The sequence below is a fragment of the Streptomyces sp. NBC_00513 genome (assembly GCF_041431415.1).
Taxonomy (GTDB): domain Bacteria; phylum Actinomycetota; class Actinomycetes; order Streptomycetales; family Streptomycetaceae; genus Streptomyces.
In genome coordinates this window covers 2869094-2893449 of record NZ_CP107845.1, presented here as the reverse complement: position 1 = coordinate 2893449, position 24356 = coordinate 2869094, and the positions used below count along the sequence as shown (strand labels likewise).

Genomic DNA, 24356 nt, shown 5'->3' with positions numbered 1-24356 from the left:
CCCCGGGGTGGCCCGTCGCGCAGTGGGCCGTCTCGCGGGGTGAAACCCCGTCGGCCCGGCCCGGACCGGGGCATACCCTGGGCCGCATGACCTCGCTCGACGACGCCACCGCAGCCTCCCCCGTGATCGCCACCGCGCAAGCCGCCCGGACGGCCGCCGCAGCCATCGCCCCACTCCCGCGGTCCGCCAAGGACACGGCCCTCCTGGCCATCGCGGACGCGCTGGAGGCCCGTACCGCGGAGATCGTCGAGGCCAACGCCCTCGACACCGACAAGGCCAGGGAGGCGGGCACGAGCGAGACCGTCATCGACCGCCTCACCCTGACCCCCGAGCGCGTCGCCGCCATCGCCTCCGACGTCCGCGACGTGGCCGCCCTCCCCGACCCCGTCGGCGAGGTCGTCCGCGGCTCCACCCTCCCCAACGGCATCGACCTCCGCCAGATCCGGGTACCGCTCGGCGTCGTCGGCATCATCTACGAGGCCCGCCCCAACGTCACCGTCGACGCCGCCGCGCTCTGCCTCAAGTCCGGCAACGCCGTGCTGCTGCGCGGCAGTTCCTCCGCCTACGCCTCCAACAGCGCCCTCGTCGCCATCCTCCGGGACGCCATCGAGTCCGCCGGACTGCCCGCCGACGCCATCCAGCTCGTCCCCGGCGAGTCCCGCGACTCCGTCCGCGAGCTGATGCGCGCCCGCGGCCTCGTCGACGTGCTGATCCCGCGCGGCGGAGCCTCGCTCATCAAGACCGTCGTCGAGGAGTCCATCGTCCCGGTCATCGAGACCGGCACGGGCAACTGCCACGTCTACGTCGACGCCCAGGCCGACCTCGGCATGGCCGTGGACATCCTCGTCAACTCCAAGGCGCAGCGCCCCTCGGTCTGCAACTCCGCCGAGACCCTCCTCGTCCACCGGGACATCGCCGCCGCGTTCCTGCCGCTCGCCCTCGACGCCCTCGCGGACGCCGGAGTGACCGTCCACGGCGACGGCGAGGTCCTCGCGTACGCCGAAGGGACCAAGGTCACCGCACTGCCCGCCACCGACGAGGACTGGGCGGCCGAGTACCTGTCCTACGACATCGCCGCGGCCGTCGTGGACTCCCTCGACGACGCCGTCACGCACATCCGCCGTTGGACCTCGGGGCACACCGAGGCGATCGTCACCACCTCGCAGGCCGCCGCGCGCCGCTTCACCCAACTGGTCGACTCGACCACGGTGGCGGTGAACGCCTCCACCCGCTTCACGGACGGTGGTCAGTTCGGCTTCGGCGCGGAGATCGGCATCTCCACGCAGAAGCTGCACGCCCGGGGCCCGATGGGCCTTCCGGAGCTCACCTCCACCAAGTACATCGTCACCGGCGACGGTCACGTCCGGTAGTCGGTCCGCACACCCCGGGCGGCCGGAATTCGGCGGACACCCTGCCCAAAGCGGCCCCCCAGGTCTACGCTGGTCCCGTGCCGGACGACGTGGGGGGCAAGCCGTTCCCGGACGACGGGGAGCCCGACGACGACCGCGGAGGCGCGGATCAGCACTTCGCCTCCGTGGTGTTCGACGAGGCCTTCGTCCGGAACGCCGAGATCCATGAACCGAGCGCGGCCGAGCGTCAGCGGGCCGCCGACCGGGCGCGTGCCGAGGCCGAGGCCGCACGCGTGGCGGGCGGCTGGACGACCGAGGACGACCACGACGGCTACTCCTACGGCCACCCCGACGGGTACGGCCTCGACGAGCCCGGCTGGGAACACGGCCCCCACGGCCACGGCCACGGCTACGCGGAAGGGCCTTACGGGGTCTACGGCGGCAGCATGCGCCCCTACCGCGGCCGGGCACCCTGGCTGCGCCCCGTCGCCTGGGTGCTCGCCTTCGTGATGGGCCTCGGAATGATCGCGCTCGCCTTCAGCGCCGTGTACCGCAGCGCCTCAGGAGACGCGGACCACGCACCCGCCCCAGCCAGCACTCCGCAGCGCGAAGTCACCGGCGTCGGAGCGTTTACGTACCCCGTCGGCCGCCAACCCTGAAAGTACGCCCCGCTTGCGTTCACCGGATTCGGGGGCTTCTCTGAAGCGGGGACAGCGGGGAGAAGCGATGGCCGTTCCAGGAGACCCACCCAACGGCGCCCCCGACGGCATCGGCGAGGGCGATGACGAGTTCCGGTCGGACGAGTACCGGTCGGTCGTGTTCGACGAGGACTTCGTGCGGGCTGCCCGCCTCCAGGAGTACTCCGCCGAGGAACGCATGGGCGAGCACGCCCGGGCGGTCCGCAGCCGGTCCCTCTGGTCGGGAGGCGGCTCCTCGGGCCACCGCGACGGCGCACCGAGCCGCGGTGCCCGGCAGGGCCTGCTGCTCGTGCTCCTCATCGCCACGGCCTTCGCCGCCGCCGTCTACATGGGCCTGCGCAACCCGTACGTGCCCGCGCCCGGCACCACCGCGGAACCGCTCGCGGCCACCGTCGTCCCGCTCGCGCCGACCACCGTCGTGCCCGGCGGGAACCCGGCCGACCTGTTCGCGAAGAGCCCGGCGGCCGAGTACCGCATCGGAGCGGCCGGGATCACCCTGCCGGCCGTACGCCGCACCCACCATTTCAGCGAGAGCCAGATCGTCTCCGCGCTGTCCATCGCCAAGGACTACCTGGTGCAGTCGGCGCTGGACCCGGACGTGCTCGCCGGGACCGCCTCACGGCCCGTACGGGTGCTGCTCGACCCCGACCAGCTCGCGCAGTTCGACCGGAGCATGACCGCGCCCGTCGGTGACGGGCGGCACGCCGCCACCGGATGGCTGGTGCGCTTCGATCCCGCCGTCGCCGCCGTGGCCGACCCCAGGGTCCGGGTGAGCGGCAGCCTCGCCTACCAGGAGATCTCCGCCCAGGTGCTGGAGGTCACCACCGACCACACCTTCGTCTACGCCGTACGCTCCGCCGGCCGGCAGCCGTCGGCCGCCGAGGGCGCCTCGCTCTTCACCGTCCGGCGGGAACTGCGGCTGCGGCTCGACCGCGAGGACCTCGTCGCACGCCGGGCGGAGCTGGCCTCCGCCTACGTGATGGCAGGCCCCCAGGACTGCGCCTCCGAGCCCGCGGCGGCCTTCCGGCCGATGCTCGCCGGGGCCGCACCCACCACCGTCGGCCCGGCCGCGAGCGACCCGTACGCCACCGGTCACCCGCGGCGCACCGCCGGGCTCTGCGGGATCCTGGCGCCGCCCACGAACCCCCAGGACCCTCCGCCGGCAGCCGTCGGCCCCGTCAGCCCGGCTGTTCCGTAGCGCGGCCGGGGGAGCCCTTGCCCTCGCCGGCGCCCGCGGAACCGTTCGCCGCGCCGGCCCCGGCGCCGGTGAACTTGTCCCGGAGCTTGCCGCCCAGGTCACCCGCACCGCCGGCGAGGTCGCCGACGAGCTTCATCAGCGGGTCCTTGCTCGTGCGCACCGAGTCGGCGTAGTGCGAGGCGGACTGCCGGAAGGAGTCGCTCACCGAGGCGTCCTTGTCCTCGTCCCGCCTCGGGTAGTGGCCGTCCATGATCCGCTGGTAGTCGCGGTTCTGCGACCACTTCTTCAACTCGGCCGCGCGGACCGTGGTGAAGGGGTGCGAACGCGGCAACACGTTGAGGATCTTCAGCACGGAGTCGCGCAGGTCCCCGCTCGACTCGTACTCCTCGGCCTGGGCCAGGAAGGCGTCCACGTTCATCTCGTGCAGGTGGTTGCCGCCCGCGATCTTCATGAGGCCGCGCATCGAGGCGTTCACGTCCTGACCCACCAGCAGTCCGGCCCGGTCCGCCGACAGCTCGGACTTGCGGAACCACTCCCGCAGCGCGGTGACGAGCGCCATGATCGCCACATTGCCCAGCGGGATCCACGCGACCTTCATCGCCAGACCCGTCAGGAACAGCAGGACCGTGCGGTAGACGGCGTGCCCGGACAGCGCGTGGCCCACCTCGTGGCCCACGACCGCCCGCATCTCCTCCTCGTCGAGGAGTTCGACGAGCCCCGTCGTGACGACGATGATCGGCTCGTCCAGCCCGATGCACATGGCGTTGGGCTTCGGGTCCTGCTGCACGTACATCTGCGGGACCTTCTCCAGGTCCAGGATGTAACAGGCGTCCCGCAGCATCCCGTGCAGGTGCGGGAACTGGGTCTCGCCCACCCGCACCGACTCCGACAGGAACAGCAGCCGCAGGCTGCGCTCCGGCAGCAGCCCGCTCAGGGCCTTGAACACCGTGTCGAAGCCGCTCAGCTTGCGCAGCGCGACCAGCGCCGAGCGGTCCGCCGGATGTTCGTACGCCCGCGAGGAAATGCCGGGGAACCTCCTGCGGTTCCGCGCCGGCACCTTCTCGAAACCGGTGTCCGTCATCTTGCCCTCCCCCTTGATCGACCTGTCCGCTTCTGCGTCCATCCTCTCCAACGTCCGAGTCGGCGTGAGCGTGCCCAAGGGCCCCGCATACGATGTGAGCGAAGTCTCCGCCCGGTCCCCGACTCGATAGGTATCTGCCTGATGAGCCTCTCCACCACCGCCCACAACCTGGTCGTTCTCGCCTCGGAGGGTGGCGCCGAGCACGGCGGCAACCACGACAGCCTGAGCCCGTACCTGACCGGTGGCGGCGCGTTCGTGATCCTGCTGCTGATGCTCTGGGTGACCACCCGCCTGAACCGCGACCGCTAGACCGGCCTCGCGCACGCGCTCGAACGAGGGTCCTCGCCGGCTCACCGGGCCAGTAGGCTCTGCGCTCATGGGAGAGCAGGAAATGCCTACCGGCCCGGTCAAGCGCCGGCTCGGCGTGATGGGCGGGACATTCGACCCGATCCACCACGGACACTTGGTCGCCGCCAGCGAGGTGGCCGCCCTCTTCCACCTCGACGAGGTGGTGTTCGTACCGACCGGTGAGCCGTGGCAGAAGTCGCAGCGGGCCGTGTCGCCCGCCGAGGACCGCTATCTGATGACGGTCATCGCGACGGCCTCCAACCCGCAGTTCTCGGTGAGCCGCATCGACATCGACCGCGGCGGCCCCACCTACACGATCGACACCCTGCGGGACCTCAGGGCGATCAACGACGACGCGGACCTGTTCTTCATCACCGGCGCCGACGCCCTCGCGCAGATCCTCACCTGGCGCAACGCCGACGAGTTGTTCTCGCTGTCGCACTTCATCGGCGTCACTCGTCCGGGTCATGTGCTCACCGACGACGGGCTGCCCGAGGGCGGCGTCTCCCTCGTGGAGGTCCCCGCGCTGGCGATTTCGTCCACCGACTGTCGCGCGCGGGTCGCCAAGGGCGATCCCGTCTGGTATCTGGTGCCGGACGGTGTCGTTCGCTACATCGACAAGCGTGAGCTGTATCGGGGAGCCTGAGCTTCCGGTTTCGGAGAGAGGGGCCCGCGGTGAACGACCGACAGGATCCGTACGACCCGTACGCCGCCCAGGAGCGACAGCTCGTCGGCTACGACGCGTACGGTCGGCCGGTGTACGGCCCGGTGCCCGCGCAGCCCGCCGACCAGGCACCCCGGTACGAGCAGCAGCAGCCGGGCCCGTCGTACGAGCAGGAGCACTACCAGGGGTACGAGCAGCCGCAGCAGTACGGCTACGACCAGCAGACGTACGGGCAGCAGACCTACGACCAGCAGCAGTACCAGCAGCCGCAGCAGACCCGGCAGTGGATCCCGCAGCAGGGCGCCCCACAGGCGCCCGCGGAGCCCGAACCGGCCCCGGAGCCCGCCGCGTCCCGGATCCCCGAGCCGCGCCGGCCCGACGCCGGGGCAGAGGCGGACCGGGACTACAACACCGGGATGTTCGCCTTCATCGACCAGCCGGACGAGGAGTCCGACGACGTCATCGACTGGCTCGCGTTCACCGAGAGCCGCACCGAGCGCCGCGAGGAGATCCGCCGCCGGGGCCGCAACCGGGTGGTCGCGCTGATCGTCGTGCTCGCCTTGTTCGTCGTCGGCGGCCTCGGCTACCTCTGGTACGCGGGCAAGATCCCCTTCCTCGACGGCCCCGGTGACAAGAAGGGCGCCGCGGCCGCCCCCGGCGCCCAGAAGCGCGACATGATCGTCGTCCACGTGCTCAACACCAAGAAGGGCGGCACCTCCACGGCGCTGCTCGTCGACAACGTCACCACCGGGCAGGGCGCCACCGTGCTGGTGCCCAACACCCTCGACGTCCCCCAGAACGACGGCACGGGCATCCCACTCGGCAAGTCCGTCGAGGGCGGCGGCCTCGGCACCAAGGACGCGCTCGACTCGGTCCTCGGCACCCGCATCGGCGGCACCTGGCGCCTGGACACCCCCTTCCTGGAGAGCCTGGTCGAGCTGATCGGGGGCATCGAGGTGGACACCGACACCGCGGTCCCGGCCGACGACAAGGCCAAGACCCCGGCGGTGGGCAAGGGCGCCAAGCAGAGCCTCAACGGCGCGATGGCCGTGGCGTACGCCACCCACCGCGGCCAGGGCGAGCCGGAGGCCAGGCAGTTGGACCGGCTGGGCAAGGTGCTCTACGCGGTCCTGCGGAAGATCCCCGCCGACCCGAAGGCGGCGGCCACCACGGTCGAGAGCATGGGCCAGATCCTGGACCCGGCCCTCGACGCGCAGAACCTCGGCGGCCTGCTGTCGCGGATCGGTGAGCACGCCAAGGTGGGCGACTACCGCACCGACCTCCTCGGGGTGAAGCCGGACGGCGGCCTCACCGACGAGGCCAACAAGAAGATCGTCAAGGAGGTCCTCGGCGGCTCCGCCACGGCCGCGCAGCCCGGCGCCACCCCCCGGGTGGGTCTCAGGGACGCCACCGGGAACGAGAAGACGCAGACCGCGGCGAAGGCGGCCCTGCTCAACGGCGGCTACACCTTCGTCGACGGCGGCAAGGCCGACGACACGGCCGCGACCTCGCAGATCACCTACCAGGACGACGCCCAGCGGGAGCGGGCCGTCGAGGTGGCCAAGACACTGGGGCTGCCGGAGACGGCCGTGAAGAAGGCCGAGAACGTCGTCAACGCGGACGTCGTGGTGGTCCTGGGTCGGGACTACAAGACGTCCTGACGCTCCCGGATCCGGCCCGCACACGGCCCTGAACTGTGATTTCGCCCGCGCGGAACGTTCCGCGCGGGCGGGGTCGGCGGTACATGAGACCCTTGTAAGGATCTGCCCGCCAACCCGAAAGCATGGCCAGTGACCGCCACGGACCGCTCCATCGAGCTCATCACCGCCGCCGCCCAGGCCGCGGCCGACCGGCTCGCGCACGACATCATCGCGTACGACGTCAGCGACGTGCTGTCGATCACCGACGCCTTCCTGCTCGCCTCCGCGCCCAACGACCGCCAGGTCAAGTCGATCGTGGACGAGATCGAGGAGCAACTGCTCAAGAAGCTCGGCGCCAAGCCGGTGCGCCGTGAGGGCGACCGCGACGCCCGCTGGATCCTGCTGGACTACGTCGACATCGTCGTCCACGTCCAGCACAGCGAGGAGCGCGTCTTCTACGCGCTGGAGCGCCTGTGGAAGGACTGCCCCGAGATCGAGCTCCCCGAGGACGCCAAGCTCACCATCGGCAAGGCCGAGGAGCACGCCAAGCTGCGCGAGGCGCAGGGCGACGACGAACTGGACGGTGATCTGTTCTGAGCGGGACCGACACGGGCACGACCGCATCGACCGGGACGGACACCTCGTCCGGCTCCGGTTCGGGCAGGACCGGCAGGAAGATCGTCCTCTGGCGACACGGTCAGACCGCCTGGAACCTGGAGCGCCGCTTCCAGGGCTCCACGGACATCGAGCTGACCGAGACCGGTGTGGCGCAGGCGCGCCGCTCCGCCCGGCTGCTCGCCTCGCTGAGGCCGGACGCCATCGTGGCCTCCGACCTTCGGCGGGCCGCCGACACGGCCGCCGAACTGGCCGCCGTCACGGGGATCGCGGTGGAGCACGACGAGGCGCTGCGCGAGACGTACGCCGGCGAGTGGCAGGGCCTCACACACGACGAGATCCTCGCGAAGTACGGCGAGCAGTACGCGGCGTGGAAGCGCGGCGAACCCGTCCGCCGCGGCGGCGGGGAGCTGGAGACCGAGGTCGCCGACCGGGCCGCCCCGGTCGTGCTGGGCCACGCCGACCGGCTGCCGCAGGGCGGCACGCTGGTCGTGGTCAGCCACGGCGGCACCATCCGCACGACCATCGGCCGCCTGTTGGGCCTGGACTCGTACCACTGGGAGGGTCTCGGCGGGCTCTCCAACTGCTGCTGGTCCGTCCTCGGCGAGGGCGCGCGCGGCTGGCGTCTGATGGAGCACAACGCCGGCACGCTGCCGGAACCGGTGCTCGGCGACGACGACTGAGCGCTGCTCTCGGAGGCTTCCACCCGGATTTCACTTTCCGGCTGGTCACAGGCTAGAGTTCTTCTTGTTCGCAGCGCGGAACACCGGAAACGGGGGAAGCGTGGCGGAGAGCGGGGCTATAGCTCAGTTGGTAGAGCGCCTGCATGGCATGCAGGAGGTCAGGAGTTCAATTCTCCTTAGCTCCACAATCAGGATCCCGTCCCCAACAGGGGGCGGGATCCTTGCGTTTGTTCCTTTGGCGTCGGCTGACCTGGCCCGTACCGGCATGGCAGAATCGGACGGCCGGAGGGGGACACGACGGCCCGACGCGGGAGGGAGTCGCTGACGGATGGGTGCACACCGGCGGCGGTGCGACTGGTGCAACAACGGCACGCCGATCGTGCGGGACATGGACCCGGTCAATCCCGACTACCAGTACTGGTGCGAGGAATGCGCGCGGGCGCTGATCATAAAAGGCGACCCGATCGAGACCTACCGCGAGCTGGAAGGGGAACCGATCTATGGCCGCCTGCTCGACGAACACTGCACGCTCAAACGGTTCTATCAATTCGCGAGAGCGTGACCCGCGCGGCAGACGCGAGCGGTACGGCGCGAGTGACCGGCGAGGCACGCGTGGCCCCTGCGGCCTGCTGGGCCGGTACGGCCTGAACGTGTGACGGAGTGGAGTATTTCGGACATGGCCCGAGGTCGCCGAAACCGATTTTTGGACCAGGGCCATGACCGTGTAATGTTTGGGACGTCGCCAAGGGGAACCGGCAAGGGAAACCAGAACGACAAGCACAACAAGGGGCTATAGCTCAGTTGGTAGAGCGCCTGCATGGCATGCAGGAGGTCAGGAGTTCAATTCTCCTTAGCTCCACAGTGAAGAGAAGCGGGCCACCCGGATCGGGTGGCCCGCTTCTCGTCGTGTCCGCACGCGGGAAGGGCGTGTCCGCACGTCGGAAGGGCCGAGCGGCCCTGGGGGCCGCTGCGGTACCCTGACGCCATGCGTGCCGTACGCCTTCTGCTTACCGAGCCGCGCTGATCAGTCCCGACCCCATCGAGCCCCAAGGATGCGGTCGGCATCGGCGCGGCGTCCCCTCCTGTGCGAGGGGTTTTTTCGTTTGGGCAGGCAGAGACGGCAGAGACGATCGATGGAGCTTCAGAAATCATGAGCGAGACGAACACCCCGGCCCCCGAGGCGGCCGAGGGGCACCGTTACACGGCTGCCATGGCCGCCGACATCGAGGCACGCTGGCAGGACGTATGGGACGCGGAAGGGACCTACGAGGCCCCCAATCCGACGGGTGACCTGGCCGGGGACCCCGCGGTCGTCGCGCGCCCCAAGAAGTTCATCATGGACATGTTCCCGTACCCGTCCGGCGCGGGGCTGCACGTCGGCCACCCGCTGGGGTACATCGCCACCGATGTCTTCGCCCGTCACCAGCGGATGACCGGCCACAACGTCCTGCACACCCTGGGCTTCGACGCCTTCGGCCTGCCGGCCGAGCAGTACGCCGTGCAGACCGGCACGCACCCGCGGGTGTCGACCGAGGCGAACATCGAGAACATGAAGGTCCAGCTGCGCCGGCTGGGTCTGGGACACGACCGGCGGCGCTCGTTCGCCACGATCGACCCGGACTACTACAAGTGGACCCAGTGGATCTTCCTGCAGATCTACAACTCCTGGTACGACACGGACGCCGCCAAGGCCCGGCCGATCGCCGAGCTGGTCGCCGCCTTCGAGGACGGCTCCCGTGAGGTTCCGGGTGGCCGCGCGTGGGCCGGGCTGACCGCGGGCGAGCGGGCCGACGTGCTGAACGGCTTCCGGCTGGCGTACGCCTCCGACGCGCCCGTGAACTGGTGCCCCGGGCTGGGCACCGTCCTGGCCAACGAGGAGGTCACGGCCGACGGCCGCTCCGAGCGCGGCAACTTCCCCGTCTTCAAGGCCAAGCTGAGCCAGTGGAACATGCGGATCACGGCGTACGCCGACCGTCTGCTGGACGACCTGGACGCGCTGGACTGGCCCGAGGCCATCAAGTTGCAGCAGCGGAACTGGATCGGCCGCAGCGAGGGAGCGCGCGTCGACTTCGCCGTCGGCGAGGACGCCGTCACGGTGTTCACCACGCGTCCCGACACGCTGTTCGGCGCCACCTACATGGTGCTGGCGCCCGAGCACGAGCTGATCGAGAAGATCGTCCCGGCGGAGTGGCCCGAGGGCACCCGCCAGGTGTGGACCGGCGGTGCGACGAACCCCCGCGAGGCCGTCGACGCGTACCGCAAGCAGGCCGCGTCCAAGTCGGACGTCGAGCGACAGGCCGAGGCCAAGGACAAGACCGGTGTCTTCACCGGCGCGTTCGCGATCAACCCGGTCAGCGGCGAGAAGGTGCCGGTCTTCATCGCGGACTACGTGCTGATGGGCTACGGCACCGGCGCGATCATGGCCGTCCCGGCGCACGACACCCGCGACTTCGCGTTCGCGCAGGCCTTCGAGCTGCCGATGCGCTGCGTCGTGGAGCCCTCCGACGACCGCGACGCCGACCCGACGGAGTGGGACGACGCGTTCGCCTCCTACGACGGCACGATCGTCAACTCGACCGGCGAGGGCATCACGCTGGACGGCCTGGGCGTCGTCGAGGCCAAGGCCGCGATCACCGAGTGGCTGACCGGGCGCGGCGTCGGCGAGGGCACCGTCAACTTCCGCCTGCGCGACTGGCTGTTCAGCCGCCAGCGCTACTGGGGCGAGCCCTTCCCGATCGTCTACGACGAGGACGGCGTCGCGCACCCGCTGCCCGACTCGATGCTGCCCTTGGAACTGCCGGAGGTCGAGGACTACTCGCCGCGCACCTTCGAGCCGGACGACGCCGCGTCGAAGCCGGAGACCCCGCTGTCTCGCAACGAGGCGTGGGTCGACGTGGAACTGGACCTGGGCCGGGGCGAGGGCGTCAAGCGCTACCGCCGCGAGACCAACACCATGCCGAACTGGGCCGGCTCCTGCTGGTACGAGCTGCGCTACCTGGACCCGAACAACTCCGAGGCGCTGGTCGACCCGGCGATCGAGCAGTACTGGATGGGTCCGAGCGAGAACGCCCCGCACGGTGGTGTCGACCTGTACGTGGGCGGCGCCGAGCACGCGGTGCTGCACCTGCTGTACGCGCGCTTCTGGTCGAAGGTGCTGTTCGACCTGGGCCACGTCTCCTCGGTGGAGCCGTTCCACAAGCTCTTCAACCAGGGCATGATCCAGGCCTACGCCTACACCGACGCGCGCGGGGTGTACGTCCCGGCGGCCGAGGTCGAGGAGCGCGACGGCGGCTACTTCCACCAGGGACAGCCCGTCAAGCGTGAGCACGGCAAGATGGGCAAATCCCTGAAGAACGCCGTCACGCCCGACGAGATCTGCGAGGAGTACGGCGCGGACACACTGCGCCTGTACGAGATGGCCATGGGCCCCCTGGACGTCTCCCGTCCGTGGGACACCCGCGCCGTCGTCGGCCAGTACCGTCTGCTGCAGCGCCTGTGGCGCAACGTGATCGACGAGGAGACCGGCGAGGTCACCGTCGTGGACGGCGAGCCCGGCGAGGACACCCTGCGGGCCCTGCACAAGGCGATCGACGGGGCCGGCGCCGACATGGCCGCACTGCGCTTCAACACGGCCATCGCGAAGATCACCGAGCTGAACAACGCCCTGACGAAGGCCGGCCGGCCGCTGGAGCGCTCGGTCGCCGAGCGGCTGGTGCTCCTGGTCGCCCCGCTGGCGCCGCACATCGCCGAGGAGCTGTGGCACCGGCTGGGCCACGGCGAGTCGGTCGTCCACCAGGACTTCCCGGTGGCGGACCCGGCGTACGTCGTGGACGAGAGCGTGACGTGCGTCGTGCAGGTCAAGGGCAAGGTCAAGGCACGGCTGGAGGTGCCGCCGGCGATCTCCGAGGCGGACCTGGAGCAGCTGGCCCTGACCGACGAGGGCGTCGTCGCGGCGCTCGGCGGCGCGGAGATCCGCAAGGTCATCGTGCGGGCGCCGAAGCTGGTGAACATCGTCATCTGACGGGGTTCGCCCTGATCCGATGGGGTTCGCCCTGATCCGACGGGGTCAGGGGGGGGCGTCCGGCGGCGTTCAGCGGTCATCCGGCGCGGCTGGGGGTTCTCCCTTACGGGCAGGTTGGGGGTTCGATTGGAACCCCTGGCCTGCCCGTTGCGTTTACGGTGGAGGGGACGGAAAAAGCAGGGGAAAGGGAACCTCATGGAGCCGGGCTCAGTGCTCATCATCGTGGCCCTGTTGATGCTGTTCACCTTCCTGGGGCTGGGGGCGTGGGCCACCGTGAAGGTGATCGGGGCGGCGAAGCGCGGCGTGGACCGGACGATCACACAGGCTCGCCGGACCGTCGAGGACACCACCCTGAAGGCGAAGAGCCTCGGTCAGGTGGGGGTCCCGGGTGCGCTGGCGCAGCTGCGGTTGGACCTGCGGACGTCGATGCGGGCCACCCAGCAGGCCCTGTACCGGGGAGTGCAGCAGGACCCCTCGCTGAAGGAGTCCATCGGCCTGTTCGAGCGATTGAGCACGCACGGGTACGAGCTGGACGACGAGCTGAAGAGGCTGGAGCAGGAACCGGACCGCAAGCGGACCGCGGAACTCCTGCCAGACCTGCGGGAACGCACCGCGAAGATCATCGAGTCCGCCGACTCGCTGCGATGGGCCGCCCGCGACCGGGCGCGACGTTTCGCGCAGGACGACCTGTCCTCGCTGTCCGCGCAGATCGAGGTCGAGTCGGGCGCGCTGCGGGACTGGTCCCGTGAGTCGGTGGACGAGCTCGCGGAGGCCGCCGCGGCCTGGGACGCGGCGCAGGAGCGGTCCTCGGGAGCCACGGCGGCCCCTGGCGCCGGCCCGGCGCGGCCGGCGGCGTTGGACGCCTCCAAGCCGGCGCAGCGCCACCCGTGGCAGAAGACGGCCCGCCCGGAGCCCACCACCTGACACCCGCCGCGGGGGGAGGTCACGTTCGCGGACCGAGGATCCCCCACAGGGTCCTGACATGGGCCCCAGGCTGCCGGACGGGCCCCTGTGGCGGTAACCTCCGGCTCATGTCCCGCCATGTCGCGATCGTCACCGATTCCACGGCCTACCTGCCTCACCCGGCAATGGCGCGGCACGGGATCACCGCCGTGCCGCTGACCGTGGTGCTCGGCGACGAGGCCCTCGAAGAGGGCACCGAGATCTCGGCACGCAGCCTCGCGCTGGCCCTGCAGAAGCGTCGCTCGGTCACCACGTCCCGACCCAGCCCGGAGGAGTTCTCCCGGGCCTACCGGGCGGCGGCGGACGCCGGCGCGGCCGGCATCGTCAGCCTGCACCTCTCCGCCGAGTTCTCCGGCACCTACGACGCCGCCGTGGTCGCCGCGAAGAGCGCGCCGGTGCCCGTCCACGTCGTCGACACCGGCATGGTCGCGATGGCCCTCGGTTTCTGCGCACTCGCGGCGGCGGAGGTCTCCGAGGCCGGGGGATCCGCGGACGAGGCGGTGGCAGCCGCCGAGAAGCGGGCCGCGGACATGTCGGCGTACTTCTACGTCGACACCCTCGACTACCTCCGTCGCGGCGGACGCATCGGGGCGGCGCAGGCGCTCCTTGGCTCGGCCCTCGCGGTCAAACCGCTGCTCACGCTGGACGGGGGGCGGATCGAGATGCTGGAGAAGGTACGGACCGCCTCCAAGGCCATCGCTCGGCTGGAGGAGCTCGCCGTCGAGCGGGCCGGTACGGCCCGGGTGGACGTGGCGGTGCACCACCTGGCCGCGCCGGAGCGGGCCGAGAAGCTCGCGGAGCGGCTGCGGGAACGCATCCCCGGGCTGGTCGAGCTGCACGTCAGCGAGGTCGGAGCGGTGATCGGGGCACACACCGGGCCGGGGCTGTTGGCGGCGGTCGTCTCGCCCCGCTGATCACCGGAACGGGTGGCCGGATTATCCACAACGGGTCGTTCATCCACCGGAATTGATGGCTCCGAACGGGGATCGGGGCAGGCACCTACCGTCGTGCCATGACGACTCGAACGCGTACGCGCACCCGTACTTCGCGGCCCGTGGGGGCCGCTGCCGCGGCCACCCGTGGGCCCGGTCGAACGCACCGTTTCGGCGGTCGGTTCGGCGAAGGTCCCGACGACCGTTCCAGTGACCGATCGGGCCGCCGTCCCGGTGGTGGTCTCGGCGGTCGGGGCGATGGTCGTTCTCGTTCTGGTTCTCGTGGTCGGGCGGCTCGGATCGTCGGGCGGCGGCCGCGACCGGATCCGTCGGCGGTGCGACGCAGGGCCGAGGCCATGCTGACGGCTCCGCCACCTGACGGGGCGGCCGTGGAGGTGAGGTCGGATCCGGTGGCCGAACCGGTGACGCATCCGGCGACGGATCCGGTGGCGCACCCGGTGGCGGATCCGGTGGCGCGCGTCGGGGAAGTGGCGACGGGTGACCCGGCGGTGGGGCCCGCGGGCGGGGGCCGGGGCGCGTGGTCGCTCGCGGTGCGGGAGCGGATGCCCGTGTGGCTCCAGGCGCGCTGCGGGATGCAGCCGAGGACGGTGGCCGCCGTGGCGGTGGTCCTGGTCGGGGCCCTCGGGTTCGCCGCGCAGCGGTACTGGACGGCGGGGCCGGAGCCGGTGACGGCGCCCGCCGTGGTGGCTCCGGCCGCCAGCTCCTCCCCGGCGGCGACCCCGGCCCGGGTCGTGGTGGACGTCAGCGGCAAGGTCCGGGACCCGGGGGTGCGGCGGCTGCCCACGGGCTCGCGGGTGGAGGACGCGCTGGCCGCCGCCGGGGGAGTGCGGCCGGGCACGGACACCACCGGGCTGAACCGGGCCCGGGTGCTGGTGGACGGCGAGCAGGTCGTGGTGGGCGTCCCGGCACAGCCGATGGCGGCAGGCGGCGCCGCTCCCGGTCCGGGCTCGGGTTCCGGGCGGGGGCCGTCGGGTTCAGGGCCCGGTTCCGGCTCGGGACCGCTGAGTCTCGCCGGCGCCACCGTCGAGCAACTGGACGGGCTGCCCGGGGTGGGGCCGGTGCTCGCGCAGCACATCATCGACTTCCGGACGGCCCGCGGCGGCTTCCGGTCCGTGGAGGAACTGCGACAGGTCGACGGCATCGGCGAACGACGGTTCTCCGAGCTGCGTGCGCTGGTGCGGCCGTGAACGGGGTCGAGCGGTCCGGTCCGACGGACCTGCGCCTCCTCGCGCCGGCGATGGCCACGTGGGTGGCCTCGGCCGTCGCGCTGGGGACACCAACCGGGTGGACCGCCGTCGGGGTGGGCCTCGCGGTGGCCGCCGCGGGCGGGCTGTTCCTCGCCGGGTGTTGGCGACCGGGGCCGTCGTGGGGGATCGGCACCGCCCTTGCCGCCGCCCTGCTGTGCGCGGCGGCCGGAGCTGGGGTGGCGGGGCTCCAGCGGGCCGAGGCGCGCGCCGGACCCGTCGAGGGCGCCGCCCGGGGGCACGCCCGGGTCGCGGTGGAACTCACCGTCGAGTCGGACCCCCGTACCGTCCGCGGCGGAGGCGGTCCGCCCGCCGTGGCATTGGACGCGGTGGTGACCCGGATGACCGGCCCCGACGGGACACGCACCAGGGTCGAGACCCCGGTACGGGTCCTGGCCGGGCACCCGGGCTGGGCCCGACTGCTGCCCTCCACACGGGTCGAGGCGGTGGGCCGGTTGGCGCCGGGCCGCGACGGGGAACGGGCCGTGGCACTGCTCCGTCTCGCCGGCGACGCCCCGCCGCGGGTCAGTGGAGGGCCGGACGCCTCGCAGCGCGTCGCGGGGGCGCTGCGAGCCGGCCTGCGGGAGGCCACCGAAGGACTGGCGCCCGACCCCAGGGCGCTGCTGCCCGGGCTGGTGGTCGGGGACACCTCCCGGGTGCCGACCGATCTGCACGACGCCTTCCGGGCCACCGATCTGCTGCACCTGCTCGCCGTGTCCGGATCGAACCTGACCGTGGTGCTGTTCCTGCTCATCGGCCCCCCGGCCGGTGCGCAGCGCGCGGAACGCGGCGGACTGGCGCCCCGGTTCGGGCTGTCGCTGCGGGCCACCGCCCTGTGCGGAGCGGCGCTCACGTCGGCTTTCGTGGTGGTGTGCCGGCCGGAGCCGAGCGTGCTGCGGGCCGCTGCCTGTGGGGCCGTCACCCTGCTGGCCCTCGCCACCGGGCGGCGCAGGTCGCTGGTCCCCGCCCTCGCCGCCGCCGTCCTGCTGCTGTTGCTGTACGACCCCTGGCTGGCCCGCAGCATCGGCTTCCTGCTGTCCGTACTGGCCACGGGGGCACTGCTCATCCTCGGCCCCCGGTGGAGCGAAGCCCTGCAACGGCGGGGGCTGCGGCCCAGGTTCGCCGACGCGGTGGGGGCCGCCGCGGCCGCCCAGGCGGTGTGCGCGCCGGTGGTCGTCGTGCTCACCGCCCGGGTGAGCCTGGTGGCGGTCCCGTGCAACCTGCTCGCCGAACTGGCGACGGGACCGGCGACGGTGCTCGGTTTCGCGACGCTGGCGGTGGCCCTGCTGTGGATGCCCGCCGCCGAGTGGCTCGCCTGGTGTGCCGGGGTGCCCGCCGGGTGGATCGCCGCGGTGGCGCGGGCCGGGGCGCGACTGCCGGGGGCGGAACTGCCCTGGCCGGGCGGGTTGTCCGGTGGACTGCTGCTCGTCGCCGCCACGGTCGGCGTGCTGCTGCTCCGCGTCCGGTGGGGGCGCCATCGCGGGCTCTGCTTCGCCCTGGCCGTGCTGCTGCTCCTGGCCGTCCTGCGGCCGCCACAACTCACGCGTCCGTTCAAGGGCTGGCCTCCGCCCGACTGGACCTACGTACAGTGCGCCGTCGGCCAAGGGGACGCGGCCGTCCTCGCGGTGAGCCCGGGTACGGCCGTCGTGGTGGACGCGGGGCCGGATCCCGAGCCCGTGGACGACTGCCTGCGTGACCTCGGTGTGAGCAGGATCCCATTGCTGCTGCTGACGCACTTTTTCTTCGGGCACTTCAGTTCTGTGTCATTCCTTGTAACTCGTCTCAGTGAACGCGTCGTACATCGGATCTTCTTCCCTGCTATTTCTCTTCTCCGCGATGTATCAGGAAGGAGACAGAGTGCAACTCTTCTCTGTTGACGTGGAGTTGGTCAGGAAGTACCTGGAGAGTCCGCTGTTGTCGGGTGACGAGGTGGCTGCCTTGCTCGACAAGCAGGCGATCTCCGACGGCACGCCGATCTACCTCGATGAGGTGACGATGATGCCGGTGGAGCCGTACTGCTCGTGGGGCCGGAAGATGTCGTACGAGGATCTGGCGAAGTCGACGCTCAAGGAGTACGGCCGGATCATGGCCCGCGTCGACGTACACCAGCGCAAGCGTGGCCATGACATTTTGTCGGCCACGGAGTCGGACCTTATTGCCTACAAGCGGTCGCGCACCCAGCGGACCCGGTCGGCCAGAGAACCCACTGCCATCGATGTGGGGGCGCCCGCTCCCAGGCAGTCCCGGCCGGTCGGCTACTCGGCCTGGACCAAAGAGTCCGGGGTCATCGACGGGTTCTACAGGTACGTTGTCGAAGACCGGAAGTGCCTGCAGAGCGCCCCCATGCGGGTCGCCGCGCGAGGGCGAAATGCGTTGTCCTCGGGGATCCGTCTCGGCATGGACATCCGGCACCTGACCTTCGAGCAGTTCCGGTACCTCCGGGATGTCGGGCTGGGCGGGCAGCGGCCCGATTCGAGCGTGAACCGGTCCTTTCGTGCCAGCGGCCCGCACCGAGGCCGGTGCGCCTGTGACCTGGCCTTGGGCACGGGGATGCGGTGGCAGGAATGGGCGACCGTGCTGTTGCCCGAGCTGGGCATCGGATGGGGGCGCCCCGGCGAAGCGGCCGAGTTCAAGGTCCAGGCCTGCGCCAAGTACGGCAAGGAACGCACGATCTACGCACCCGAGGACGCCGTCGACTCGGCCGAGACCTACTGCTTGCTGGAGAGGCCCTATGTGGTGGAGGCCGCCGCTCGCAGGTTAGGCCGGCTGCACCGAGACTTGTTCGTCGTCTCGCACATCGAACCCGCAACGGGCCTGGTCCGGGGCACGCTCGACGGGATCGAGCAGGAATTCCTGATGTCCGCGATGGACCCCGACTTGCGACGGATCACCGTGCGGGAGGGGGAGTTCGGGCTGGAGGCCCTGACTCTCTTCGTCTGCCGGGGCGGCCTGATGCCACTGGCCGACTCGTGGAAACGCTACCGCCACGACGCCTGGCGCCGGATGGAAGCCCTCGCGGACGAGACCACGCCGCTGATGCCCGCGAAAAGGTGGCGCTGGCACGACCTCCGCCACACCTACGCCCTGCAGCTACTGACCTACCTGGAACGGCAGATGGACGGCGAAGAGCCGGATCACGCGGCCCGCCGCCGCCGTCACCGCTCTTACCTGACGGGAAACATCCGCTACAACCCACTGCTGATCGTGAGCCGCAGATTGGGCCACTCGAACCCGTCAACCACCTACGACTATCTCCAGTACACCGACGACATGGTGAACGACTTTGAGGCGGCCTTCCGCGACTGGCTCGGCGACACCGACGAACAGACCACCTACGCGCAGATCGCCTCCCATGCCTTCCGCGTGGAGAAGCCCACCTTGAAGAGCATGGAGGGCTGATGCCCAGGAAACGCATTGTCCAACAACGCCTGCTCGAGGCCCTGGAAGCCCCGACGGGGCCACGCGGGCTGGGACTGCGGGTCGTCTCCACGACGAGCCGGGGACGGGAAGTGCTGCAGTACGTCGACCCGGCCGCCTACCGATGCTCGCGGCTGGCCGCTCAGCTGGCGGACGAGTGGGTGGAGTACGTCGCCTCCACTAGCCTCACCGCCGGCCCTTCGGACAGCTATCGCAGGTCCATCGAGAAGCTCTGCGAGAGGGCGGATACCGAGGCGGACGCCGAGCTGATGACGCTAGAGAGCCCCGGGCTGAAGTCAGTCCTCTCGAAGTGGGAGCGGAATCTGCCGGCCGACTTCAACACGGGGTCGCAGTGGCCCGCCATGCTGGCCAGCGCCATGCACGTGCTGATCGTCCGGCGCGACGACCATCGGCACCGCATCGTCGACGAGGGCCTCGCCCGCCTTGCCCGCGGCCCGATTCTGATCGGCTGGGGTGAGTCGAACGAACGCGATGAGTTCAAGCTCGCAGAGAAGCAGGCCATGGTCCGATCCGCGTGGACCTCGGCGAACGCTCTGCAGAAGCGCCTGAAGGAGGGCTGGGCCCTGGCCGGGCAGGGAGAGCACCCCGACCAGGGAAGTTGGTTCAACATCGCCGACTTGCTGTGGGTCCTGTCCCAGAACACGGTCCACCCGAAGGAGATCACCCGGGCTCTGCCGCCCGCCCCTCAGTGGCCCGAGGACCTGCGCGCGCTCATCACCAGGCCGGACGGTCACGTCTACTCCCGCATGGCCAAGATCATGCTGGTCAGGCGGCTACTGGGCTGTCTCTACCCGACCACCTTGGACCTGCATCCTTTCCGGGTGCTTCTGATGGATGCCACCGGGCATGCCTCTGAGGAAGTGACGGACTTCGGCCCCGGCGACGTCGAGTTCCTCCCCAAGGGCGTTCGGCTTACGTTGATCAAGGGCCGCGCGAGCCGGTTGCGGCACCGGGCCTTCCGCGACGCCGCCCAGCCCCAGCCCCAGCCGGAGCCCGGAGAGCGGGGTGAACACGAAAGCCATGACAAGCCCCGGCGGGAAGCGAGCGCGATCGTGCGCTGCCTGCTTGAGGTCACGGGGAAGGTCCGGGAACGGACCCCGCACATCACCGACACACTCTTCGTCCGGGCCGTGCTGCACGCCAACCTGGAGATCGAGTTCTGCCGCTGGGACCCAGAGGTTCCCTCGATGGCCTTCGGGAAGTGGCTGGACTCTGTCGGTGTGACCATCGAAGGGGACCGGCACATCGGCCGACTGCGGAAATCGACCAAGGTCGAGAAGGCCATCGTGAGCGGCGGACGGATCAGCGAGGCCGCCGACGACCACTTGGAAGAGACCTTCGCCGGCCACTACGCGCAGGGCACGACCTTGCGGGTGATCTCCGGCGAAGTGATCACCACGGCTCAAGACCACTGGTTCAGCAAGGCGACCGGAGGGCCCACCGTCATCACCCCCGACGCGGCTGGGGCAGCGGAGGACAGCGAGGCACTCCAGGCGCTCGGGCTGCAGCCCGAGGAAGCGGACGGAATCGTCCAGGGCCAGCTCGACATGGGGATTTCCCACTGCAAGAACCCATACGACGGTCCTTACAGCCCGCCCGGTGAGCTCTGCGCCGTCGCCCCGCTGCGTTGTCTGGAGTGCGGCAACGCCTGGGTGATGCCCAGCCAGCTTCCCCAACTGCTCCTTTTCAAATTGCACTTGGAGAGGGTCAAGCAGCGGCTGACGCCGCAGGCATTCACCAAGCAATGGGGCCAGTCCTACACGAACCTCAAAGCGGTCCTTGCCGACCGCAGTGACGAGGAGATCGCGCTGGCCCGCAAACACATCGAAGCCGGAGAGGCCACCTTGGACCTTCCGCTGTCCGCACGCGTGGAGTTCGACTCATGATCCTTACCAGCTCCGCCGCCGAGTGGATCCCTGTCTTCCCCGCCGACGAACCCGTCGTCCAGGGCCGTCCACTGCACAAGGATGCTCGACGCCCGGACGCCCAGATCCCCATGTTCGGCGACACCAGGTCTTGGGACTACAACGGCATTCTCGAGCGCCCCGCCAACCTCGCCGCCAGCCAGTGGAAGATCAACTTCACAGGTGTTCTGGAGCCGCCGGCCTGGAACCTGCTGGCCCGCGAAGTCGCGATGATCCTTTCTAATCCGCAGCACGAGACGCTGCAGTACAAGGGCCTCCACCTCGGTTACTCCGCTGCGGACGTGACCACCTTGCACAATTCGCTCTCCTATCTCCGAGGAGCGGTTAAGTGGGGGCGGAAGAATGGCCTTCCTGACCTTCCGTCGGAGTGGGAGGTCGCCGACCTCAAACGCCACATCAAAGACCTGGCCAAACGCCTGCGGCCGGCTACGGTCTGCGGGCACGTCGGGCTCTTCCAGAAGATGCATGCGTTCAGCGAGGTGCTCACCGTCGGCTGGCCCACTGCGGAGCCCTGGCCCGGCAAGAGCGCCCGCGAGGTCTCGAAGTATGTCAAGAAGGCCGAACTGTCCACGCAGGCCGTCGCACCGGACATCTGGTTTCCGCTGATTCGTGCGGCCTGGGCGTTCATCCACACTTTCGCGCCGGACGTTGTCCGGGCCGTGCGATGCTACGGCGAACTCCGCCGGGCCGCCGGTCGGTCCACTGCGGGGAAGACCGCAGAACTCAAAGCGTGGCTCGCCGACCCGGACAACGAGGTCCCCGTCTACTACGACCGCGACCGGCCTGACGAGCAGCCCCCGCGGGTCAACTGGCGCTTGATGGCCCTGTTCCTTGGCGTCGCTGAAGAGCTTCACCATGCCCTGTTCTCCGAACGCCGCCGTCCGAGCAGCCGCGAGCGGCGCGAGATGGTCTTGAACGCCGTTGCCGAGGGCCGGTTCACCCATGCAGGACCCGTACAGGACCTGGCGGAGGTCACCCGAGCGGACGGCAGCGTCGGCCCATGGCACCCCGGCTTCGACGCCCAGCAACTCCACAGACTCCAAACGGTGCTGCGGGATGCCGCGTTCGCCCTGGTCGCGGCTTTGTCGATGATGCGCGACTCGGAGCTGCACAAGATCCGCCGCAACTGCATCGTCGAGCACTACAACTCGCCCGCTATCGCCTCGACCCTGAGCAAGGGCAACAGCAACAAGCCCCGCAAGCACTGGTGGATCTCCGAGCCGGTTGCCGAGGCCATCGCGGTCGCTGAAATCGTCTCAGTACACCCCGACCGGGTTTTCGCCCCGATCCAGAGGCCGGACTCCAACGAGGCCATCGACGGCTCCGAGATGGTGAGTTCCTTCATCGCCTTCGTCAACGAAGGCCGGGACTGGTCAGGGCTCGACCGGATCCCCGAAGGCGATGCATCGCCCCACATGTTCCGCAAGACCATGGCGATGCTGACCGACCAGTTCGCCGGATCGGAGATCGCCCTGGGCATTCAGCTCAAGCACATCGCCACCCGGGCTCTCGCCAACAGCTCCACCCGCGGCTATGCAGCCGCAGACGACGCTTGGGCCAAGCATCTGGAGAGCGCCATCGACGCCGCCCGCTTCAGGCGACTGAAGAACCTCTATCAGGCCCACAAGGACGGAGAGGTCATCGGCTTCGGCCGCGGAGCCGACCGCGTCAAAACCGCCTTCGACCAGATCATCGCAACCGTCAAAGCCCGAAACGTCAGCTCCCGCGTCGAAGAGGACCTCCTGCGCAAGGCCAGAATCACCATTCGCTTCGGCGTCCTCAACAACTGCCTCTACGACCCCGCGCAACCCGCCGGTGCGGTCTGCCTCGAGAACGCGATCATCCCGGAAGGCCATACAGGTCCGCTGCCGGATCGCTGCCGTCCCGACCGTTGCGGCAACAGCATGATCGGCGTCGAGCATGTCCCGATCTATGACTCCCATCACCGCACTCAGCTCAAGCTCCTTCAGACCCCCGGCTTGGCACCCTGCCGCCGAGCCCTCATCACCCGCGAAGCCGAGCGAGCCGAGGCCGTCCTGAACCAAGTCCAGGAGGCATCCGCATGACCACTGCCCGCCTTGCCGAGGACCAAGTGTCCGAGAAAACCGCCCAAGCCCTCCGGGCCGCCAAGCAACGGCTCATCGCAGGCAAGCCCCAGCACACGGACGGGAAGCTCACCAAGGAGAACCTTTGGAGAGAAGCCCAGGTCAGCCGGGCGACGATGAACCGGGCCCCCAGCATCCTCGCCGAGTGGGACGCCTACGTCGCAGTCCACGGGAAGGTCACCCGCGGCGAGGCGCAACGCGATGGGCAGATCGCGGCACTCCTCAAGAAGCTGAGGGCGAAGACCAAGGAATGCACTGGCCTTGAAAAGCGCCTCAAGGCCGCCGCCACGGCAATCGCCGCTCTGCACCACGACAACGAAGCCCTCCGCGAGGAGCTCGGCAAGCGAAGCGAACGCACCGTTGTCGAGTTATCCTCCCGCCGTCGAGGGACAACCGAGGACGAATGAGCTGTCACTCTCCAGCCTGACACGCGCGGAGCCAGGCTCCCGGACTGCCCAAGGCCGCCTGGCTCTACTTCCGACCACCCACGTCGACTCCGCGCACACTCTGATGACGGACTTCGAGGGAGCACGTCGATCGCGCGCCCAGCTCGGCGAGGAGCGGATCGAGTGGATGGAGAAGCTGACGAAGGCCCGGGACGCCGCACAGGCGATCACGAGCATCGTCCCTCCCTGCCCCGGCTCACGGCCTACAGAAGGGTCTTGAGACTCGACGATTCTTATAAAACTCGACCCTCATCTGAGGTAGAGTCTTTATAAGCTCGCTGTCGACTCTTGGAGGTTCCCTTGACCCTGTCCCTTGTGAAGCCTTCCCCTGAACCCGATGAGGTTCGGGTCCAGTTGGGTGGCGTGGGGACCAGGCTGGAGCTCCTGCACGGAGTGCTGCGCGCGGGCGAGATCGCAAGGCGCACCGCTGTCCGCAACGATCCGACGGGAACGGCGGGCCGACGGGCCTATGAGGCGCATGTACGGACCATCCGCGAGCTGCACATCGAGGAGGAGAGGTGGGCGCGGCTCGTCCACGGTCGGCTTGAACTTGTCTGCAATCCTGACCGATCGGTTGCGATGGGCGTGATGGCGGGCAACGCGGCCACGGGGCAGGCAAGCCTGTTCCCAAAGAATGTACGGCGCCGCGGAGCCGCCACCGAAATGGTTACTCGCGCCAACGCCGGCGACGCCACCTTGCCCGTACAGACGGCTCTGTTCGTGGCTGGCGCCGGCCCTGAGGGGGTTGCGTTGAGCGAAGAAGAGGCATTCGCCCTGAAGACGTGGTTTCTGCTGTCCTGTCGCACCAAGATCGGTGACACGGTACGGATCGACTGCGAGCTGTCGCAGCCGAAGGGCTTCCGGGACGGCTTCGTGATCGAATGGGGTAAGAGGATTCCGCTTCCAGCCCTGGTGATGGACGGAATCAAACCTACGAACGATGATGGACCTGAAGAGATCGACATCGCGGTCGACTTCCGCTGAG

At 69.9% G+C, this 24356-nt stretch carries 18 protein-coding genes, 2 tRNA genes and 2 pseudogenes; 21 read left to right on the top strand and 1 reads right to left on the bottom strand.

What is annotated here, in order from left to right:
* Window positions 1-62: 62 nt before the first annotated feature.
* From OHA84_RS13550 to OHA84_RS13540, 3 genes and pseudogenes are all read left to right on the top strand, one after another.
* A pseudogene (locus OHA84_RS13550) lies at window positions 63-1370 on the top strand (glutamate-5-semialdehyde dehydrogenase); the annotation flags it as partial.
* A gap of 77 nt (window positions 1371-1447) precedes the next feature.
* Window positions 1448-2008: a hypothetical protein gene (locus tag OHA84_RS13545; protein ID WP_053674975.1), complete on the top strand. Its 561-nt coding sequence runs from the start codon at window positions 1448-1450 to the stop codon at window positions 2006-2008.
* Window positions 2009-2075: 67 nt separating this feature from the next.
* On the top strand, window positions 2076-3245 hold the full coding sequence (locus OHA84_RS13540; protein ID WP_266971522.1) for a hypothetical protein: 1170 nt from the start codon (window positions 2076-2078) through the stop codon (window positions 3243-3245).
* Here the strand turns inward: OHA84_RS13540 and OHA84_RS13535 are convergent.
* Entirely contained in the window at window positions 3226-4326 is a 1101-nt protein-coding gene (locus tag OHA84_RS13535; protein WP_266974093.1) for a M48 family metallopeptidase, read from the bottom strand. The two genes, OHA84_RS13540 and OHA84_RS13535, sit on opposite strands and share 20 nt — an antisense overlap.
* Before the next feature lie 141 nt (window positions 4327-4467).
* On the opposite strand from OHA84_RS13535, the gene OHA84_RS13530 reads away from it, so the two are divergent.
* The 18 genes and pseudogenes from OHA84_RS13530 (at window position 4468) to OHA84_RS13445 (ending at window position 24355) form a co-directional block, all read left to right on the top strand.
* Window positions 4468-4635: a hypothetical protein gene (locus OHA84_RS13530; RefSeq protein ID WP_199826412.1), complete on the top strand. Its 168-nt coding sequence runs from the start codon at window positions 4468-4470 to the stop codon at window positions 4633-4635.
* A 67-nt stretch (window positions 4636-4702) separates the two neighbouring features.
* The gene (nadD, locus tag OHA84_RS13525; RefSeq protein WP_053674979.1) at window positions 4703-5320 is read left to right on the top strand and encodes a nicotinate-nucleotide adenylyltransferase; all 618 of its coding nucleotides are present in this window, start codon (window positions 4703-4705) and stop codon (window positions 5318-5320) included.
* Between the two features lie 29 nt (window positions 5321-5349).
* On the top strand, window positions 5350-6999 hold the full coding sequence (locus tag OHA84_RS13520; protein WP_266971524.1) for an LCP family protein: 1650 nt from the start codon (window positions 5350-5352) through the stop codon (window positions 6997-6999).
* A 129-nt stretch (window positions 7000-7128) separates the two neighbouring features.
* Window positions 7129-7575, top strand: coding sequence for a ribosome silencing factor (rsfS, locus tag OHA84_RS13515; RefSeq protein ID WP_053674983.1), 447 nt, complete (start codon window positions 7129-7131; stop codon window positions 7573-7575).
* The gene (locus OHA84_RS13510) at window positions 7572-8276 is read left to right on the top strand and encodes a histidine phosphatase family protein (RefSeq protein WP_371591590.1); all 705 of its coding nucleotides are present in this window, start codon (window positions 7572-7574) and stop codon (window positions 8274-8276) included. Before rsfS ends, OHA84_RS13510 begins: the two co-directional genes overlap by 4 nt.
* Before the next feature lie 112 nt (window positions 8277-8388).
* Window positions 8389-8461 (top strand) — tRNA-Ala (locus tag OHA84_RS13505).
* Window positions 8462-8604: 143 nt separating this feature from the next.
* Window positions 8605-8838 carry a hypothetical protein gene (locus OHA84_RS13500; protein WP_008738908.1) on the top strand — a complete coding sequence of 78 codons (234 nt, stop codon included), beginning with the start codon at window positions 8605-8607 and terminating at the stop codon, window positions 8836-8838.
* A 224-nt stretch (window positions 8839-9062) separates the two neighbouring features.
* A tRNA-Ala gene (locus OHA84_RS13495) sits at window positions 9063-9135 on the top strand.
* Between the two features lie 291 nt (window positions 9136-9426).
* A complete protein-coding gene (leuS, locus tag OHA84_RS13490) occupies window positions 9427-12297 on the top strand; it encodes a leucine--tRNA ligase (RefSeq protein ID WP_053674987.1) in 2871 nt (956 codons plus the stop codon).
* A 195-nt stretch (window positions 12298-12492) separates the two neighbouring features.
* Window positions 12493-13221, top strand: coding sequence for a hypothetical protein (locus OHA84_RS13485; RefSeq protein WP_266971526.1), 729 nt, complete (start codon window positions 12493-12495; stop codon window positions 13219-13221).
* Between the two features lie 107 nt (window positions 13222-13328).
* Entirely contained in the window at window positions 13329-14174 is an 846-nt protein-coding gene (locus OHA84_RS13480; RefSeq protein WP_053674991.1) for a DegV family protein, read from the top strand.
* A gap of 353 nt (window positions 14175-14527) precedes the next feature.
* Entirely contained in the window at window positions 14528-15400 is an 873-nt protein-coding gene (locus OHA84_RS13475) for a helix-hairpin-helix domain-containing protein (RefSeq protein WP_323181914.1), read from the top strand.
* Window positions 15397-17208: pseudogene (locus tag OHA84_RS13470) on the top strand (ComEC/Rec2 family competence protein); the annotation flags it as partial. The gene OHA84_RS13475 and the pseudogene OHA84_RS13470, both read left to right, overlap by 4 nt.
* A 106-nt stretch (window positions 17209-17314) precedes the next feature.
* Window positions 17315-18856, top strand: coding sequence for a hypothetical protein (locus tag OHA84_RS13465; RefSeq protein WP_266947491.1), 1542 nt, complete (start codon window positions 17315-17317; stop codon window positions 18854-18856).
* Entirely contained in the window at window positions 18856-20781 is a 1926-nt protein-coding gene (locus OHA84_RS13460) for a hypothetical protein (protein ID WP_266947490.1), read from the top strand. Before OHA84_RS13465 ends, OHA84_RS13460 begins: the two co-directional genes overlap by 1 nt.
* Window positions 20778-22886, top strand: coding sequence for an integrase (locus OHA84_RS13455; protein WP_266947489.1), 2109 nt, complete (start codon window positions 20778-20780; stop codon window positions 22884-22886). The genes OHA84_RS13460 and OHA84_RS13455 overlap by 4 nt, the downstream gene beginning before the upstream one ends.
* The gene (locus OHA84_RS13450) at window positions 22883-23332 is read left to right on the top strand and encodes a hypothetical protein (protein ID WP_266947488.1); all 450 of its coding nucleotides are present in this window, start codon (window positions 22883-22885) and stop codon (window positions 23330-23332) included. Before OHA84_RS13455 ends, OHA84_RS13450 begins: the two co-directional genes overlap by 4 nt.
* A 339-nt stretch (window positions 23333-23671) precedes the next feature.
* Window positions 23672-24355, top strand: a complete 684-nt coding sequence (locus tag OHA84_RS13445; protein WP_266947487.1) for a hypothetical protein — start codon at window positions 23672-23674, stop codon at window positions 24353-24355.
* Window position 24356 lies beyond the last annotated feature (1 nt).

Bases quoted from the DNA above. Each gene is read 5' to 3' on its own strand.
- OHA84_RS13460 (WP_266947490.1), top strand. From the start codon at position 18,856: ATGCCCAGGAAACGCATTGTCCAACAACGCCTGCTCGAGGCCCTGGAA.
- OHA84_RS13540 (WP_266971522.1), top strand. From the start codon at position 2,076: ATGGCCGTTCCAGGAGACCCACCCAACGGCGCCCCCGACGGCATCGGC.
- leuS (WP_053674987.1), top strand. From the start codon at position 9,427: ATGAGCGAGACGAACACCCCGGCCCCCGAGGCGGCCGAGGGGCACCGT.
- OHA84_RS13500 (WP_008738908.1), top strand. From the start codon at position 8,605: ATGGGTGCACACCGGCGGCGGTGCGACTGGTGCAACAACGGCACGCCG.
- OHA84_RS13455 (WP_266947489.1), top strand. From the start codon at position 20,778: ATGATCCTTACCAGCTCCGCCGCCGAGTGGATCCCTGTCTTCCCCGCC.
- OHA84_RS13535 (WP_266974093.1), bottom strand. From the start codon at position 4,326: ATGACGGACACCGGTTTCGAGAAGGTGCCGGCGCGGAACCGCAGGAGG.
- nadD (WP_053674979.1), top strand. From the start codon at position 4,703: ATGGGAGAGCAGGAAATGCCTACCGGCCCGGTCAAGCGCCGGCTCGGC.
- OHA84_RS13485 (WP_266971526.1), top strand. From the start codon at position 12,493: ATGGAGCCGGGCTCAGTGCTCATCATCGTGGCCCTGTTGATGCTGTTC.
- OHA84_RS13480 (WP_053674991.1), top strand. From the start codon at position 13,329: ATGTCCCGCCATGTCGCGATCGTCACCGATTCCACGGCCTACCTGCCT.
- OHA84_RS13530 (WP_199826412.1), top strand. From the start codon at position 4,468: ATGAGCCTCTCCACCACCGCCCACAACCTGGTCGTTCTCGCCTCGGAG.
- OHA84_RS13450 (WP_266947488.1), top strand. From the start codon at position 22,883: ATGACCACTGCCCGCCTTGCCGAGGACCAAGTGTCCGAGAAAACCGCC.